Source organism: Streptomyces olindensis, assembly GCF_040645895.1.
GTDB lineage: Bacteria > Actinomycetota > Actinomycetes > Streptomycetales > Streptomycetaceae > Streptomyces > Streptomyces olindensis.
Genome location: NZ_JBEYZD010000009.1, coordinates 69,489 through 84,047 on the forward strand (window position 1 = coordinate 69,489; position 14,559 = coordinate 84,047).

A 14,559-nucleotide genomic window follows, 5' to 3' on the forward strand; every position below is an offset into this window, starting at 1 on the left:
CCAGCAGCCCGCCCAGCAGTGAAAAGGCGTTCATGCCCGGAACCTTCGAACCGCTTCCCGGCGGCGGCGCGGCCGTCGCCCTCGACGACGTCGAGATCTCCATCATCCGGTCGCTGGCCGTCCAGCTCCTGGAGCTGATCGGCCCCGGCCCCGCCGCGGACGCCCCCGACGACCCGCTCGCCGAGCTGTTCGCGCAGGGCCCGAGCGAGCCGCCCACCGACCCGGTGCTCAAGCGGCTCTTCCCGGACGCCTACAGCGACCCCGAGCAGCCCGCCTCGCCCCGGGACGCCGAGGAGCAGCGGGCCTACTCCGCCGAGTTCCGCCGCTACACCGAGAACGACCTGCGGGCCGGCAAGCGGGACAACGCCCTCGCGGTGATCCGCTCCCTGGACGCGCTCGCCTCGGCCGCGGCCGGCGAGGGCGGAGCGGTGCTGAAGCTGTCGCCGGCGGAGTCCCAGCAGTGGCTCGGCGCGCTGAACGACCTGCGCCTCGCGATCGGCTCCCGCCTGGAGATCACCGACGAGGAGGACACCGACCTCCTGTACCGGCTCCCGGACGAGGACCCGCGCAAGCCGATGGTGATGGCCTACCTGTGGCTGGGTGGACTCCAGGAGACGCTGGTCGGAACGCTTATGCCCTGATCCGTGTGGATGTTGTGACCGACGGGTGACCCTTCGGTGTTCGCTCAGAGGACACTCAAATCCGGATAACGATCGCGTCACCGCACCCGCCTTCTATGGCCTCTTCGGGTGCGCTTTGTCCAAATTTCCCTGTGCGGTGCGCCACATCGCGCCTCTGTGATCAGTATTGCGGCCGTGATAAATCTTCACGACCGCCCGGCGAGCACCACCCGAATGTTCGGCCGGGTGCGCCACCGAGCCGGCAACCGCCGGCCAGGCACGAGCGGGCTCCCGAGATCCGCTCAGCTCCATCATTCCGGGGGGATCGAGACCCGATCCGAGGCCGACGAGAGGCCCGGGTCGGCATGGAGAAAGGCGCACCACACATGACCTCTGCGCAGGTCGGCACGGACAATGTGCCCGAAGAGGGGTACGAGCGCGGACTCGGCAGCCGCCAAGTCCAGATGATCGCGATCGGCGGCGCCATCGGCGTCGGCCTGTTCATGGGTGCCGGAGCGAACATCGCCAAGGCAGGCCCCAGCATCATCCTCATGTACGCCCTCGCGGGCGTCGTCATCTTCTTCATCATGCGGGCGCTGGGCGAACTGCTCCTCTACCGGCCCGTCTCCGGCTCCTTCGCCGAGTACGCCCGCGAGTTCCTCGGCCCGTTCTTCGGGTTCGTCACGGGCTGGACGTACTGGCTCATGTGGGTGGTCACCGGCATGGCCGAACTCACGGCCGCCGCGATCTACATCCACTTCTGGTTCCCGGAGATCCCGCAATGGGTCAGCGCCCTGGTGTTCCTGGTGGTGCTCTTCGGCGTCAACCTGATCTCGGTCAAGATCTTCGGCGAGGTCGAGTTCTGGTTCTCGATGATCAAGGTCACGGCCATCATCGGCATGATCGTCATCGGTCTGGGCGTGCTCACCCTCGGCTTCTCCGACGCCGGTGACACCGCCACCGTCTCCAACCTCTGGTCGCACGACGGCTTCTTCCCGAACGGCATCGGCTCCAGCCTGATGACGCTCCAGGGCGTCATGTTCGCCTACCTCGCCGTCGAGCTCGTCGGCGTCACCGCGGGCGAGTCCGAGAACCCCGAGAAGACCCTGCCCAAGGCCATCAACACCCTGCCCTGGCGGATCATCGTCTTCTACGTCGGCGCGCTGCTGGTGATCCTCTCCGTCGTGAAGTGGACCGAGTTCTCCGCCGGCGAGAGCCCCTTCGTCCACGCCTTCGGCAAGATCGGCATCCCGCTCGCCGCGGGCATCGTCAACTTCGTGGTGCTCACCGCGGCCCTGTCGTCCTGCAACTCCGGCATGTACTCGACCGGCCGGATGCTGCGCGACCTGGCCGCCAACAGCGAGGCGCCGCAGGCGTTCGGCAAGCTCAACGCCCGCAAGACGCCCGCCGTCGGCATCACGGTCTCCGTGGCCCTCATGGGCATCGGCGTCGTGCTGAACTACGTCGTCCCGGAGAAGGCGTTTCTCTACGTCACCTCCGTCGCCACCGCGGCCGGCATCTGGACCTGGATGATGATCCTGGTCAGCCACATCCGCTACCGCGCCGCGGTCGACGCGGGCCGGCTGCGCGCCTCGTCCTTCCCCGCCCCCGGCGGAGCGCTGTTCAGCTGGGTCGCGCTCCTCTTCCTCGTCGGCGTGACCTGCATGATCGCGTACGACAAGGACGCGCGGATCTGCCTGTACGTCGCGGCCGGCTGGGCCGTCGCCCTCGGCATCGGCTGGAGGGTCCTCAAGAGCCGCAACCCGCAGGTCACCGAGCGCCGCGGCGACGCGGAGTTCGAGAAGGTCGGCTGACCACCCCGCGGGACGCCCGCCGCAGGGAGTTCTCGTGGCACTCCCTGCGGCTGCCGCTCAGGGCGTCCGGCATGTGGGCCGTTCCGTACCAACCCTCGGTACGGAACGGCCCTTCTGCTTATCCTGGCGAACATGCTGACCATCACCCAGGCCCTCGTCGACCAGATCGTCGCCCACGCGCGCAAGGACCATCCCGACGAGGCGTGCGGCGTCGTCGCCGGCCCGGCGGGCTCGGACCGCCCCGAGCGCTTCATCCCCATGCTGAACGCGGCCATGTCGCCCACGTTCTACGAGTTCGACTCCGGCGACCTGCTCAAGCTCTACCGCGAGATGGACGACCGCGACGAGGAGCCGGTGGTGATCTACCACTCCCACACGGCCACCGAGGCCTACCCCTCGCGCACCGACATCTCCTACGCCAACGAGCCCGGCGCGCACTACGTCCTGGTCTCCACCGCCGACACCGACGGCGCCGGCGAGTTCCAGTTCCGCTCCTTCCGGATCGTCGAGGGCGAGGTCACGGAGGAGGAGGTCACGATCGTCGGGACGTACTGAGCAGGGCCTGAACCCCGGAATCTCGACATGCGGATGAATATCGTCCGAAGTGTGGGATCACACTCCGGAGGCCCGGCCGGGAATCGATACGATGAGCCCATGGTTTTCCACGACGTGAGCGAAAAGACGCCGGGCGATCTGCTCGTGGCGCGGCTGCACGTCGACCTGTGCAGGCTCGCCAGCGCCATCTGTTGACGCAGCACCCTGCCGCCGTACGGCCGTGAGCCGCGGCGAAACGCTCCCTCTGCGTACGACCACGCAAGCCCGCGCCGCCGCGCGCCACCAACCGACGACACCTTCCGACAGGAGCCCTGAGCCATGGCCATCGAGGTCCGCATCCCGACCATCCTCCGCCAGTACACCGACGGCCAGAAGGCGGTGGAGGGCACCGGGGACACCCTCTCCGAGCTGTTCACCGACCTCGAGACCCGGCATGCGGGCATCCAGGCCCGCATCGTGGACGGCGGCCAGCTGCGCCGCTTCGTCAACGTGTACCTGAACGACGAGGACGTCCGCTTCCTCGACGGCATCAACACCAAGCTGTCGGACGGCGACAACGTCACGATCCTGCCGGCCGTGGCCGGCGGCATGGTCTGATCAGAGATGCGCTACGACTCACCCCTGGCCGCGGTCGGCAACACCCCTCTGGTGCGCCTGCCGCGGCTGTCGCCGTCCCCCGACGTCCGCATCTGGGCGAAGCTGGAGGACCGCAACCCGACCGGCTCGGTCAAGGACCGCCCGGCCCTGCACATGATCGAGCAGGCGGAGAAGGACGGCCGCCTCACCCCGGGCTGCACGATCCTGGAGCCCACCTCGGGCAACACCGGCATCTCCCTGGCCATGGCGGCGAAGCTCAAGGGCTACCGCATCGTGTGCGTGATGCCCGAGAACACCTCGCAGGAACGCCGTGACCTGCTCGCCATGTGGGGCGCCGAGATCATCTCCTCCCCGGCCGCGGGCGGCTCCAACACCGCCGTGCGCGTCGCCAAGGAGCTCTCGGCGGAGCACCCGGACTGGGTGATGCTGTACCAGTACGGCAACCCGGACAACGCGGGCGCCCACTACGCGACCACGGGCCCCGAGATTCTCGCGGACCTGCCCTCCGTCACGCACTTCGTGGCGGGCCTCGGCACCACCGGCACGCTCATGGGCGTGGGCCGCTTCCTGCGCGAGCACAAGCCGGACATCCAGATCGTCGCGGCCGAACCGCGCTACGACGACCTCGTCTACGGCCTGCGCAACCTGGACGAGGGCTTCGTGCCCGAGCTGTACGACGCGTCAGTCCTCACCAGCCGTTTCTCGGTCGGCTCGGCCGACGCGGTCACCCGTACCCGCGAGCTGCTCCAGCAGGAGGGCATCTTCGCCGGCGTCTCGACGGGCGCCGCGCTGCACGCCGCGATCGGCGTCGGAAGGAAGGCCGTGAAGGCCGGGGAGAGCGCCGACATCGTGTTCGTCGTCGCCGACGGCGGCTGGAAGTACCTGTCGACGGGCGTCTACACGGCGGCCACGACCGAGGAGGCCATCGAGACGCTCCAGGGCCAGCTCTGGGCGTAGCCGGCGGCGGGATGGGACGAACAGAACAGACAAGAAGGGCTGGGGCCGCGACCCCGGCCTTTTTTGGTGCTCACCCCGCCAGGTAGCGCACCTGGTCCCACAGCGCCGGATCGACCACCCCGACCCGCCGCCGGAAGCCCCACACCGGCACCTCGCGCAGCTCGTCCGTCTCCAGGAAGCTCGCGCGGCCCTGCGTGTCGCCGACCGAGCCCGGGGGGAGCGGGATGACGCCGGTGCGCGCGTCGCGGAAGCGGGTGGTGATCTTCGCGACGGTGGCCCGCTCCCCGCGCACCGCCAGGACCAGGCAGGGCCGGTCCTTGGTGCGGGCCTCGTCCTCGTAGGGGACGTCCGCCCACCAGATCTCCGCCGGCTGCGGCCGCCCCGCCGCCGTGCCGGCCGGTGCCGTCACCCCGGCCCGCCGCTCCCGCCACCGCCGCCCGCGCCCCCAGCCGTCGACGAGCGTGGCGACGAGCGCGAGCAGCACCACCGCGGCGAGCGCCAGCCACCAGGACGTGTCCATACTGAGACGTTACCGGCGCCATCCCTCCGGCGCGCCCCCCTCGCGAGGATCACCCCCGGCCCTGCCAGCCGAACCGGTGACAGCACAGGTGAGTTCGCCCACAACAGCCCCTGGCGGAGGAGCTACCGGAGGTTTTGCGCCTTACGCTCGACGAACCGCACGACCCCCGACGCCCCTAACAGACTTATCCCGCCAGCGGAGGTTTCTGCTTCATGAAGCTCACCGTCGTCGGCTGCTCGGGGTCGTTCCCGTCCGCGGAATCGGCCTGCTCGAGCTACCTCGTCGAGGCCGACGGCTTCCGGCTGCTTCTCGACATGGGCAACGGTGCCCTGGGCGAGCTGCAGCGCCACTGCGGTCTCTACGACCTCGACGCGATCTTCCTCAGCCACCTGCACGCCGACCACTGCATCGACATGTGCGCGTACTTCGTCGCGCGCTACTACCGCCACGACGGCGGCCGCTGCGACCCGCTCCCCGTCTACGGACCCGAGGGCACGGAACACCGGCTGACCACCGCCTACGCGGACACCCCCTCCGCCTCGTCCATGAGCGAGGTCTTCGACTTCCACACGGTCAAGCCGTCCACCTTCGAGATCGGCCCCTTCACGGTGCACACCGAGCGGGTGGCCCACCCCGTGGAGGCGTACGGCATCCGCGTCGAACACGACGGCAAGGTCCTCACGTACTCCGGCGACACCGGTGTGACCCCGGCCCTGGACGAACTCGCCCGGGACGCCGACCTGTTCCTGTGCGAGGCGGCGTTCACGCACGGCAAGGAGAACATCCCCGACCTGCACCTCAACGGCCGCGAGGCCGGGGAGACGGCGGCCCGGGCCGGCGCCCGCCGCCTGGTCCTCACCCACATCCCGCCGTGGACGGACCCCCGGGTCAACCTGGACGACGCCCGCGAGGTGTACGACGGTCCGGTGGACCTCGCGGCACCGCGCCAGACGTACGAGGTGTAGCAGCAGACGTGGAAGGCCCCCGGAACCCGAGCGGGTTCCGGGGGCCTTCGCCGTGACGCGGCCTACTTGGCCTCCGCCTTCTGCAGCTCGGCGAGTTCCTCGTCGGACTCGCGGCCGGGCGTCGGCAGGTTGAACTTGGTGATCGCGAAGCGGAAGACCGCGTAGTAGACCGCCGCGAAGCACAGGCCGACCAGGGCCAGGCCCCACGGGTTGGTCGCGATGCCCAGGTTCAGGAAGAAGTCCACCGCGCCGGCCGAGAAGCCGAAGCCGTCCTTCATCCCCAGGGCCCAGGTCAGCGCCATCGAGACACCGGTGAGCACCGCGTGGATCGCGTACAGCACCGGGGCGATGAACATGAAGGTGAACTCGATCGGCTCGGTGACGCCCGTGACGAACGAGGTCAGCGCGAGGGAGAACATCATGCCGCCGACGACCTTGCGGCGCTCGGGGCGGGCGCAGTGCACGATCGCCAGGCACGCGGCCGGCAGGGCGAACATCATGATCGGGAAGAAGCCGGTCATGAACTGTCCGGCGCTCGGGTCACCGGCCAGGAAGCGGGCGATGTCGCCGCTCTTGCCCTCGTAGGTGCCGGCCTGGAACCAGGGGAAGGAGTTCAGCAGATGGTGCATGCCGATCGGGATCAGCGCACGGTTGGCCACACCGAAGATGCCCGCGCCGACCGCGCCGGAGCCGACCAGCCACTCACCGAAGTTGTGCAGGGCCGTGCCGAGGACCGGCCATATGTAACCGAAGACGATGCCGATGACCAGGCCCGCGAAGGCGGACAGGATCGGCACCAGGCGGCGGCCGCCGAAGAAGCCCGCCCAGTCGGGCAGCTTCGTGCGGTAGAACCGCTGGTAGAGCAGGGCGACGACGAGGCCCATCACCACACCGCCGAGCACCTTGGCGTCCACCGGCGCGTCCGTCATCACGATCTTGCCGTCGACGACCTTCGCCACCTGCGGCAGGTTCTTGTCGGTGAAGGTGGCCAGCACGTTCTTGAAGACGAGGTAGCCGACCACGGCCGCGAGGGCGGTGGAGCCGTCCGACTTCTTGGCGAAGCCGATCGCGATGCCCACGGCGAACAGCAGCGCCATGTTGTCGAGGATCGCGTTGCCGCCGGCCGCCATGAAGCCGGCGATCTTGGTGATGAACGCGGGGAACGACTCGCGCCCGAGCATGTCGGTGTTGCCGAGCCGGACCAGCAGGGCGGCGGCGGGCAGCACGGCGACGGGCAGCATGAGGCTGCGGCCGATCCGCTGCAGGACGGCCATCACGGCCGTCCCCTTCTTCGGGCTCGCGGGCGCGGCTGTATCAGTGGACATGTACTTCCTCCAGGGGGCACGGCGCCGCCCAGGAAGAATGCGACGGGGGACGGCGGCGTCTCAAAGAAAGGGGAACGCGGTCTCCACCGCGCGGCCTCCACCAGGGAGTGGTGTAGACCAGTTGTAGCACGGTAGGCCGAACGAGTGGAACCCGCCAATTCCGCCCACCGCGACGATCACGCCTTGGCGCTGTCCTCGACGTCCTCCGCGGGCTCCCGCCCCGGAGTCTTCAGGTCGAACCGCGTGATCGCGAACCGGAAGATCACGTAGTAGACGAGCGCGAAGCACAGCCCGATCGGGACGATCAGCCACGGCCGCGTCGCCAGATTCCAGTTGATGACGTAGTCGATCAGCCCCGCCGAGAAGCTGAACCCGTCGTGCACCCCCAGCCCCCACGTCACCGCCATCGACACCCCCGTCAGCAGCGCGTGCACCGCGTACAGCGCCGGCGCGATGAACAGGAACGAGTACTCGATCGGCTCCGTGATGCCCGTGACGAACGACGTCAGCGCCACCGACAGCATCAGGCCCCCGACCTCCTTGCGGCGCTCCGGCCGCGCGCAGTGCGTGATCGCCAGGGCCGCCGCCGGCAGCGCGAACATCATGATCGGGAAGAAGCCCGAGAGGAACTGGCCCGCGTCCGGGTCACCCGCCAGGAACATGTTGATGTCACCGTGCACCACCGTCCCGTCCGGCTTCGTGAACGAGCCGAACTGGAACCAGATGGGCACGTTCAGGAACTGGTGCAGCCCCACCACCAGCAGCGCCCGGTTCGCCACCCCGAACACACCCGCGCCCCACGAGTCCAGCCCGTCCATCCAGTCGCTGAAACTCTCCAGCGCGTCACCGACCGGCGGCCACACCCACAGACACAGCGCCGCGAACACGATCGCCACGAACGCCATGATGATCGGCACCAGCCGCCGCCCGTTGAAGAACCCCAGCCAGTCCACCAGCCGCGTCCGGTGGAACCGCACCCAGAAGAACGCCGCCAGCAGCCCCATCACGATCCCGCCGAACACCCCCGGGTTCTGGAACGTGAACGCCGTCACCGTCCGGTCCCCGTCCGTCAACTGGCACCCGACGTTCGGCACCGCCACCGACCCCTCGGGACAGTCCTCCGGAAATTGCCGTAGCACCGTGAAATAGACGAGGAACCCGGCCACCGCCGCCAGTGCCGTCGACCCGTCCGCCTTCCTCGCCATCCCGATCGCAACGCCCACACAGAACAGCAGCGGCAGCCCCAGCGAACTGTCCAGCAGCGCCCCGCCCGCCCCCACCATCACCTTCGAGACGTTCGTCCAGCCCAGACCGTCGTCCCCGAACACATCCGGCTGCCCCAGCCGGTTCAGGATCCCCGCCGCCGGCAGCACCGCGATCGGCAACTGCAAACTGCGGCCCATCTTCTGCAACCCTTGGAACAGCCGGTTCCAGCGAGCGCGGGCGGGGCCGGCCGCGGCCTCGGCGCCGGCGGGGCTGTCGGCACTCATTCCGGTCCCCTTTGTCGAGAGACGGGCTCGTGGTGTAGACCAGTCGTTCGACGGTCGCGTGAACGTGACGCCATCCTTCGGCACACACGACGAGACCGCTCGCGAAGATGGGCCAACTGTGGGTTACTGCGACAAAGCGGTTCGGATCAGGGAGAACGAACATGGCCACCAAGGCTGAGAAGATCGTTGCCGGGCTCGGCGGCATCGACAACATCGAAGAGGTCGAAGGCTGCATCACCCGCCTCCGCACCGAGGTCGTGGACCCCGCCAAGGTCGACGAGACCGCCCTGAAGGCCGCCGGCGCCCACGGCGTCGTCAAGATGGGCACCGCCATCCAGGTCGTCATCGGAACCGACGCCGACCCCATCGCGGCGGAGATCGAAGACATGATGTGAAGCGCGGGGATCGTCCCGGGCTTCACCCCCTGACGGACCCTGACACCACCTGAACGGGCCCCTCCGCACCGCGGGAGGGGCCCGTTCCGCAAGGACGGATAGGCTCAGCGGCATGTCTCGAATCGACGGCCGCACCCCCCAGCAGCTCCGCCCCATCACCATCGAGCGCGGCTGGAGCAAGCACGCCGAAGGCTCCGTCCTCGTCTCCTTCGGCGACACCAAGGTCTTCTGCACCGCCTCCGTCACCGAAGGCGTCCCGCGCTGGCGCAAGGGCAGCGGCGAAGGCTGGGTCACCGCCGAGTACTCCATGCTGCCCCGCTCCACCAACACCCGCGGCGACCGCGAGTCCGTCAGGGGCCGCATCGGCGGCCGCACCCACGAGATCAGCCGCCTCATCGGCCGCTCGCTGCGCGCCGTCATCGACTACAAGGCCCTCGGCGAGAACACCATCGTCCTCGACTGCGACGTCCTCCAGGCCGACGGCGGCACGCGCACGGCGGCCATCACGGGCGCCTACGTGGCGCTGGCGGACGCCGTCGCCTGGGCCCAGCGCAAGAAGCTCATCAAGGCCGGCCGCCAGCCCCTCACCGGCACCGTCTCCGCCGTCTCCGTCGGCATCGTCGGCGGCGTCCCCCTCCTCGACCTCTGCTACGAGGAAGACGTCAAGGCCGACACCGACATGAACGTCGTCTGCACCGGCGACGGCCGCTTCGTCGAAGTCCAGGGCACCGCCGAGGCCGAGCCCTTCGCCCGTGAGGAGCTCAACGCCCTCCTCGACCTCGCCGTCGCCGGCTGCGCCGAACTCACCGCCCACCAGCGCACCGCGCTTGATACCGTCCTCGAAAAGTAAAGGGCACACCAAGACGGGTGCTCGGCGCGGGCAACCACGCCGAGCACACTCGCGTCTGAAGGAGTACGGGCGCACGGCTCATCCCTGTGCGTCCGGCCAGCCACACGGGCCCGGACCGGCCCGACCGAACGAGAGGGACCGTTCCATGGCCGCGAGCCGCCGACGCCGCACCGCAGCCGTCGCCGCCACCCTGGCGGCCGTCGCGCTGACCGCCGGACTCACGACCGGCTGCGCCGCCGTCGACAAGGCGCTGGACTGCGTCCAGACCGCCGACGCCATCGCCGACAGCGTCACGGAACTCCAGCAGGCCGTGGACAACGCCGCGAACGACCCGACGCAGCTCGACGAGTCCCTCGACTCCATCGACAAGAACCTCGGCGAGATCGGCGACAAGACGGACAACGCGGACGTCAACAAGGCCGTCGACGACCTCAACGCGGCGGTGGACAACGTCCGTACGGCCATCAAGAACGGCGACGAGACGCCGGACATCAGCCCGGTCACGGACGCGGCGGGCGAACTGACGAAGGTCTGCACGCCGTAGCGCTGCGCTAGCTCGGCCGGGCTTTCTCGTCTGCCGGGTTTCCGCCGGTGGGCGCGTGCCGGTGCGGGGGGCTGGTCGCGCAGTTCCCCGCGCCCCTGACGGGGCCCCATACCCTTGGGGCCATGAGTCGCCTGATCCTCGCCACCCGTAACGCCGGAAAGATCACCGAGCTTCGCGCGATCCTCGCCGAAGCCGGGCTGCCGCACGAACTCGTCGGGGCCGACGCCTACCCGGACATCCCCGACGTCAAGGAAACCGGCGTCACCTTCGCGGAGAACGCGCTGCTGAAGGCCCACGCCCTGGCCCGGGCGACGGGGCTCCCGGCCGTCGCCGACGACTCCGGCCTCTGCGTCGACGTCCTGAACGGCGCGCCCGGCATCTTCTCCGCGCGCTGGTCCGGCCGCCACGGCGACGACAAGGCCAACCTGGACCTGCTCCTCGCCCAGCTCTCGGACATCGCCGACGAGCACCGCGGCGCCCACTTCGCCTGCGCGGCCGCCCTGGCCCTGCCGGACGGCACGGAACGGGTGGTGGAGGGCCGGCTCCAGGGCCTCCTGCGCCACGAGCCGACCGGCACGAACGGCTTCGGCTACGACCCGATCCTCCAGCCGGAGGGCGACAGCCGCACCTGCGCGGAACTGACCCCCCAGGAGAAGAACGCGATCAGCCACCGGGGCAAGGCGTTCCGGGCGTTGGTGCCGGTGGTCCGGGAGCTGCTGGGCTGAGGTGCGCCGAAGGGCGCCCACTGATGTGTGCGCCCTTCTCCAATGAGCCCGGTGGGACTCGAACCCACGACACACCGGACCTAAACCGGCGCCCTCTTGCCAGCTGGGGTACGGGCCCACAGCGGTGCCTACTCTACTGGGCCGCGTGGATCGCCCGGCGGCCTCCTCGACACCACGTCCTGGTGATCGCGTGGCAATTCGGGCACAGCAACCGCAGGTTCTCGCGCCGGTCGTCGCTCCAGTCTCCGTTGATGTGATCCACCTCCAGCGTCATTGGCTTGCCGAGCCACTCGGGACCGGTGCCGCACCGCGCGCACTCTTCCGGTACGCCGACAGCGCTGAGCGCGCGGCGCAACAGCGAGGTGCGGGTCCGGTGCCGGCCGCCGTGCCGGATCAGGATCTCCTCGGGCTGCTTGACCGGGACCGTTCCCGGCTTGCCGCGATTGTGTGCCTGTCCCAGAAAATGCGCCGTGTCGAGGCGCTCTTGGGCGATCCAGCGGCGCAGCATCGCCCGCTGACCACCGTTGTCCGGCCGGCCCACGCGGCGCAGCACCTCCGCCAGGGAGGTGGACGCGGCGACCGCAGCCCGCAGTTGTCCAGGGGTGGGCTGGGCCCGTCGTGTGCTCACGAGGGCCGCCCGCGCCGAGCGCCGCGTCCGCGGTATCTGTCCGTCGTCGCATGGCAGTTGGGGCACAGCACCCGAAGATTCTCGATTCTGTTGTTCCGCCAGTCACCGTCGATGTGGTCGACCTCCAAGGGCAGTGGTTCCCCCAGCCACAGCGCTTCGATGCCGCACAGGGCACAGCGCTCCTCGATACCCAGCTCCTGCATGGCCCTCTTGAGGCGGGCACTCGGAACCCGCCGGGCGTGCGAGGAGGTGTCCTCGATGAGGATCTCCGCAGCGGTTCGGCGGCGCTGGTTGTGTCTCGTCCTCTCCGTGCGGACCACGGGCACGAAGTGCGAGGTGTCGATTCCGTAGGCCTTGATCCTGCGGCTGATGTGCGTGTGATGTCCCCCGACCAGATCGAGTCCGAGTTGACGCAGCACGTCGTTCGTGCTGGTCGAGGCCGCTACGACTGCTTGCAGGGCCTCTTTCGTCCACTTGTGGCCCTCCCGTGTGAAGTGGGAAGTGTCCACGCCCAGCTTCTTCATCCGCCGACTGATGTAGTCCCGCGTAGAACTCCGCGGATCCACCCCCAGCCTCCCCAACGCCTCCGACAACGTCCGAGCCCCCCCGGGCAGCCTCCTCCAGCCGCTCCCTGGTGTACGCACTCGCCCCCATCGAGCCTCCGTCACTCCGTCCTCGATCACCTATTCGTGATCCGCACGGAATAACGAACCGGTAGTCCGACGGTCACGCACGGAATGCGGAACGGCCCGTACCGGACGTTTCCGGTGCGGGCCGTGTCAGGAAGTGGCGCGGGGAGTCAGATCCCCAGATCCTTGATGATCTTGGCCACGTGGCCCGTCGCCTTGACGTTGTACAGGGCGCGTTCGACCTTGCCGTCCTCGTCCACGATCACCGTGGAGCGGATGACGCCGACGACCGTCTTGCCGTACAGCTTCTTCTCGCCGAAGGCGCCGTAGGACTCCAGGACCTGCTTGTCCGGGTCGGCCAGCAGCGTGACCTTCAGGGATTCCTTGTCCCGGAACTTGGCCAGCTTCTCCGGCTTGTCGGGGGAGATGCCGATGACCTCGTAGCCCGCACCGGCCAGCAGCTCCAGGTTGTCCGTGAAGTCACAGGCCTGCTTCGTGCAGCCGGGCGTCAGGGCGGCCGGGTAGAAGTAGACGATGACCTTGCGGCCCTTGTGGTCCGACAGGGACACCTCGTTCCCGTCGGCGTCGGTCAGGGTGAAGGCGGGGGCCACGTCCCCCGGCTGGAGTCGCTCGCTCATCAGGCCAGGGTAACCGGGGGTCGGGACAGTGCGATGAGCCGTGGAGCTGACAGACTGTCCGGCACAGGCTTCATACCGACTTCGGAGGCGACACGGTGGCGGACACGGCGGACACCAGGACCCCGGCGCAGATCGAGGCGGACATCAGGCGCCGCCGCGAGACCCTGGCCGAGACGCTCGACGAGATCGGGGTGCGGGTGCACCCGAAGACGATCGTCGGGGACGCCAAGGCCAGGGTCGCGTCCAACATCGATCACACCCTCGGGCGGGCCTACGTGGAGATCAACAGGGCCGTCACCGATGTGCGGGCCCGGTTCGTGGACGAGGACGGGGCGCCGCGGCTGGAGCGGGTCGTGCCCGTCGCGCTCGTGGCCGTCGCGGTGGTGGGCCTGCTCGCGGTCGGCACGCGGCGGCGCAAGGGCTGACCCGACTGCGTACGTTCGCCGGGAAGACAGGTAGGTTTCAGGGCGTGAGCGCCAAGAGAAACGAGCACAGCACCCATCCCGACAAGCTGCCCATCCGGATGCTGCACGACCGCGTACTCGTGCGGCAGGACACCAGCGAGGGCGAGCGGCGTTCCGGTGGCGGCATCCTGATCCCCGCCACGGCGGCGGTCGGCCGGCGCCTGGCCTGGGCCGAGGTCGTCGCGGTGGGGCAGAACGTGCGGACCGTGGAGCCGGGCGACCGGGTCCTGTTCGACCCGGAGGACCGTGCCGAGGTCGAGGTGCGCGGCATCGCGTACGTGCTCATGCGCGAGCGCGACCTGCACGCCGTGGCCGCGGACCGGTTCGAGGGGTCGGAGGACTCGACGGGCCTGTACCTGTAGGACGGGCTGCGCGTGTGAAGGGGCCGGTGACCTGGGTCACCGGCCCCTTCGTGTGATTTTGCTACGGTGGAACGACCCGACGAGACGCGCCGTACCGGGACGAAGGCAAAGACGACGCACCGACACCGTCAGCCCGTTTCCCGGAGGTGTGCCCGTCATGGCCTGGGTTCTGCTCGTCGTCGCCGGTCTGCTCGAAGTGGGGTGGTCCGTCGGCATGAAGTACACCGACGGCTTCACGCGCCCGCTGCCCAGCGTGCTCACCGGCGCCGGGATCGTCGCCAGCATGCTGCTGCTGTCGCAGGCCGCCAAGACCCTGCCCATCGGTACCGCCTACGGCGTGTGGGTGGGGATCGGGGCGGCCGGGGCGGCGGTGTTCGGCATGGTGGTGCTGGGGGAGCCGGCCACCGCCGCCCGGATCTTCTTCGTGTGCCTGCTGCTGGTCGCCGTGGTGGGGCTGAAGGCGACCTCGGGGCACTGATCT

Annotated in this window: 19 protein-coding genes, 1 tRNA gene, 1 pseudogene and 1 riboswitch; of the genes and pseudogenes, 14 read left to right on the top strand and 7 right to left on the bottom strand. The window is 69.3% G+C overall.

Going from position 1 to position 14,559, the window contains the following annotated elements; all coding sequences use genetic code 11:
- Positions 1-32: 32 nt before the first annotated feature.
- From ABZ948_RS07655 to ABZ948_RS07680, 6 genes are all read left to right on the top strand, one after another.
- A complete protein-coding gene (locus tag ABZ948_RS07655; protein WP_359758025.1) occupies positions 33-641 on the top strand; it encodes a DUF2017 domain-containing protein in 609 nt (202 codons plus the stop codon).
- A 365-nt stretch (positions 642-1,006) separates the two neighbouring features.
- A complete protein-coding gene (locus tag ABZ948_RS07660) occupies positions 1,007-2,434 on the top strand; it encodes an amino acid permease (RefSeq protein WP_359758026.1) in 1,428 nt (475 codons plus the stop codon).
- 132 nt (positions 2,435-2,566) lie between these two features.
- Positions 2,567-2,989, top strand: a complete 423-nt coding sequence (locus ABZ948_RS07665) for a M67 family metallopeptidase (protein WP_359758027.1) — start codon at positions 2,567-2,569, stop codon at positions 2,987-2,989.
- 99 nt (positions 2,990-3,088) lie between these two features.
- Positions 3,089-3,184 (top strand): putative leader peptide, encoded by a 96-nt coding sequence (locus ABZ948_RS07670; RefSeq protein ID WP_311688247.1) that lies wholly within the window; start codon positions 3,089-3,091, stop codon positions 3,182-3,184.
- 123 nt (positions 3,185-3,307) lie between these two features.
- Positions 3,308-3,586: a MoaD/ThiS family protein gene (locus ABZ948_RS07675; protein WP_359758028.1), complete on the top strand. Its 279-nt coding sequence runs from the start codon at positions 3,308-3,310 to the stop codon at positions 3,584-3,586.
- A gap of 6 nt (positions 3,587-3,592) precedes the next feature.
- A complete protein-coding gene (locus ABZ948_RS07680; RefSeq protein WP_359758029.1) occupies positions 3,593-4,543 on the top strand; it encodes a PLP-dependent cysteine synthase family protein in 951 nt (316 codons plus the stop codon).
- 70 nt (positions 4,544-4,613) lie between these two features.
- Here the strand turns inward: ABZ948_RS07680 and ABZ948_RS07685 are convergent, their stop codons facing one another.
- Entirely contained in the window at positions 4,614-5,063 is a 450-nt protein-coding gene (locus ABZ948_RS07685; RefSeq protein WP_359758030.1) for a type II toxin-antitoxin system PemK/MazF family toxin, read from the bottom strand.
- A gap of 212 nt (positions 5,064-5,275) precedes the next feature.
- On the opposite strand from ABZ948_RS07685, the gene ABZ948_RS07690 reads away from it, so the two are divergent.
- On the top strand, positions 5,276-6,028 hold the full coding sequence (locus ABZ948_RS07690) for an MBL fold metallo-hydrolase (protein WP_359758031.1): 753 nt from the start codon (positions 5,276-5,278) through the stop codon (positions 6,026-6,028).
- Between the two features lie 62 nt (positions 6,029-6,090).
- On the opposite strand, the gene ABZ948_RS07695 is transcribed toward ABZ948_RS07690, so the two are convergent.
- Together ABZ948_RS07695 and ABZ948_RS07700 are read right to left on the bottom strand one after the other, a co-directional pair.
- A complete protein-coding gene (locus ABZ948_RS07695; RefSeq protein ID WP_359758032.1) occupies positions 6,091-7,353 on the bottom strand; it encodes a PTS transporter subunit EIIC in 1,263 nt (420 codons plus the stop codon).
- Positions 7,354-7,529: 176 nt separating this feature from the next.
- Positions 7,530-8,843: a PTS transporter subunit EIIC gene (locus ABZ948_RS07700; protein ID WP_359758033.1), complete on the bottom strand. Its 1,314-nt coding sequence runs from the start codon at positions 8,841-8,843 to the stop codon at positions 7,530-7,532.
- Positions 8,844-9,004: 161 nt separating this feature from the next.
- Here ABZ948_RS07700 and ABZ948_RS07705 point away from each other — a divergent pair, with 161 nt between their 5' ends.
- From ABZ948_RS07705 to rdgB, 4 genes are all read left to right on the top strand, one after another.
- On the top strand, positions 9,005-9,238 hold the full coding sequence (locus tag ABZ948_RS07705; RefSeq protein ID WP_086602225.1) for a PTS sugar transporter subunit IIB: 234 nt from the start codon (positions 9,005-9,007) through the stop codon (positions 9,236-9,238).
- A gap of 112 nt (positions 9,239-9,350) precedes the next feature.
- A complete protein-coding gene (gene rph / locus ABZ948_RS07710; protein WP_359758034.1) occupies positions 9,351-10,088 on the top strand; it encodes a ribonuclease PH in 738 nt (245 codons plus the stop codon).
- A gap of 145 nt (positions 10,089-10,233) precedes the next feature.
- Positions 10,234-10,632 (top strand): hypothetical protein, encoded by a 399-nt coding sequence (locus tag ABZ948_RS07715; RefSeq protein ID WP_114253067.1) that lies wholly within the window; start codon positions 10,234-10,236, stop codon positions 10,630-10,632.
- A 122-nt stretch (positions 10,633-10,754) separates the two neighbouring features.
- Positions 10,755-11,357, top strand: coding sequence for an RdgB/HAM1 family non-canonical purine NTP pyrophosphatase (rdgB, locus tag ABZ948_RS07720; protein WP_359758035.1), 603 nt, complete (start codon positions 10,755-10,757; stop codon positions 11,355-11,357).
- Positions 11,358-11,400: 43 nt separating this feature from the next.
- Here rdgB and ABZ948_RS07725 read toward each other — a convergent pair.
- The 4 genes and pseudogenes from ABZ948_RS07725 to bcp form a co-directional block, all read right to left on the bottom strand.
- Positions 11,401-11,475: transfer RNA gene (locus ABZ948_RS07725), tRNA-Leu, on the bottom strand.
- Between the two features lie 15 nt (positions 11,476-11,490).
- Positions 11,491-12,021, bottom strand: a complete 531-nt coding sequence (locus ABZ948_RS07730; protein ID WP_435857469.1) for an HNH endonuclease — start codon at positions 12,019-12,021, stop codon at positions 11,491-11,493.
- Positions 11,982-12,639: pseudogene (locus ABZ948_RS07735) on the bottom strand (HNH endonuclease). The gene ABZ948_RS07730 and the pseudogene ABZ948_RS07735 overlap by 40 nt, the downstream one beginning before the upstream one ends.
- A 145-nt stretch (positions 12,640-12,784) precedes the next feature.
- Positions 12,785-13,252, bottom strand: a complete 468-nt coding sequence (gene bcp, locus ABZ948_RS07740) for a thioredoxin-dependent thiol peroxidase (protein WP_359758037.1) — start codon at positions 13,250-13,252, stop codon at positions 12,785-12,787.
- A gap of 95 nt (positions 13,253-13,347) precedes the next feature.
- Between bcp and ABZ948_RS07745 the strand changes: the two genes are divergently transcribed.
- From ABZ948_RS07745 to ABZ948_RS07755, 3 genes are all read left to right on the top strand, one after another.
- Positions 13,348-13,677 (top strand): DUF3618 domain-containing protein, encoded by a 330-nt coding sequence (locus ABZ948_RS07745; protein WP_359758038.1) that lies wholly within the window; start codon positions 13,348-13,350, stop codon positions 13,675-13,677.
- A 44-nt stretch (positions 13,678-13,721) separates the two neighbouring features.
- A complete protein-coding gene (locus ABZ948_RS07750) occupies positions 13,722-14,078 on the top strand; it encodes a GroES family chaperonin (protein WP_010040015.1) in 357 nt (118 codons plus the stop codon).
- A gap of 55 nt (positions 14,079-14,133) precedes the next feature.
- Positions 14,134-14,199, top strand: a riboswitch (guanidine-III (ykkC-III) riboswitch).
- Positions 14,200-14,235: 36 nt separating this feature from the next.
- Positions 14,236-14,556, top strand: a complete 321-nt coding sequence (locus ABZ948_RS07755; protein ID WP_175432805.1) for a DMT family transporter — start codon at positions 14,236-14,238, stop codon at positions 14,554-14,556.
- The last annotated feature ends 3 nt before the right edge of the window (positions 14,557-14,559 follow it).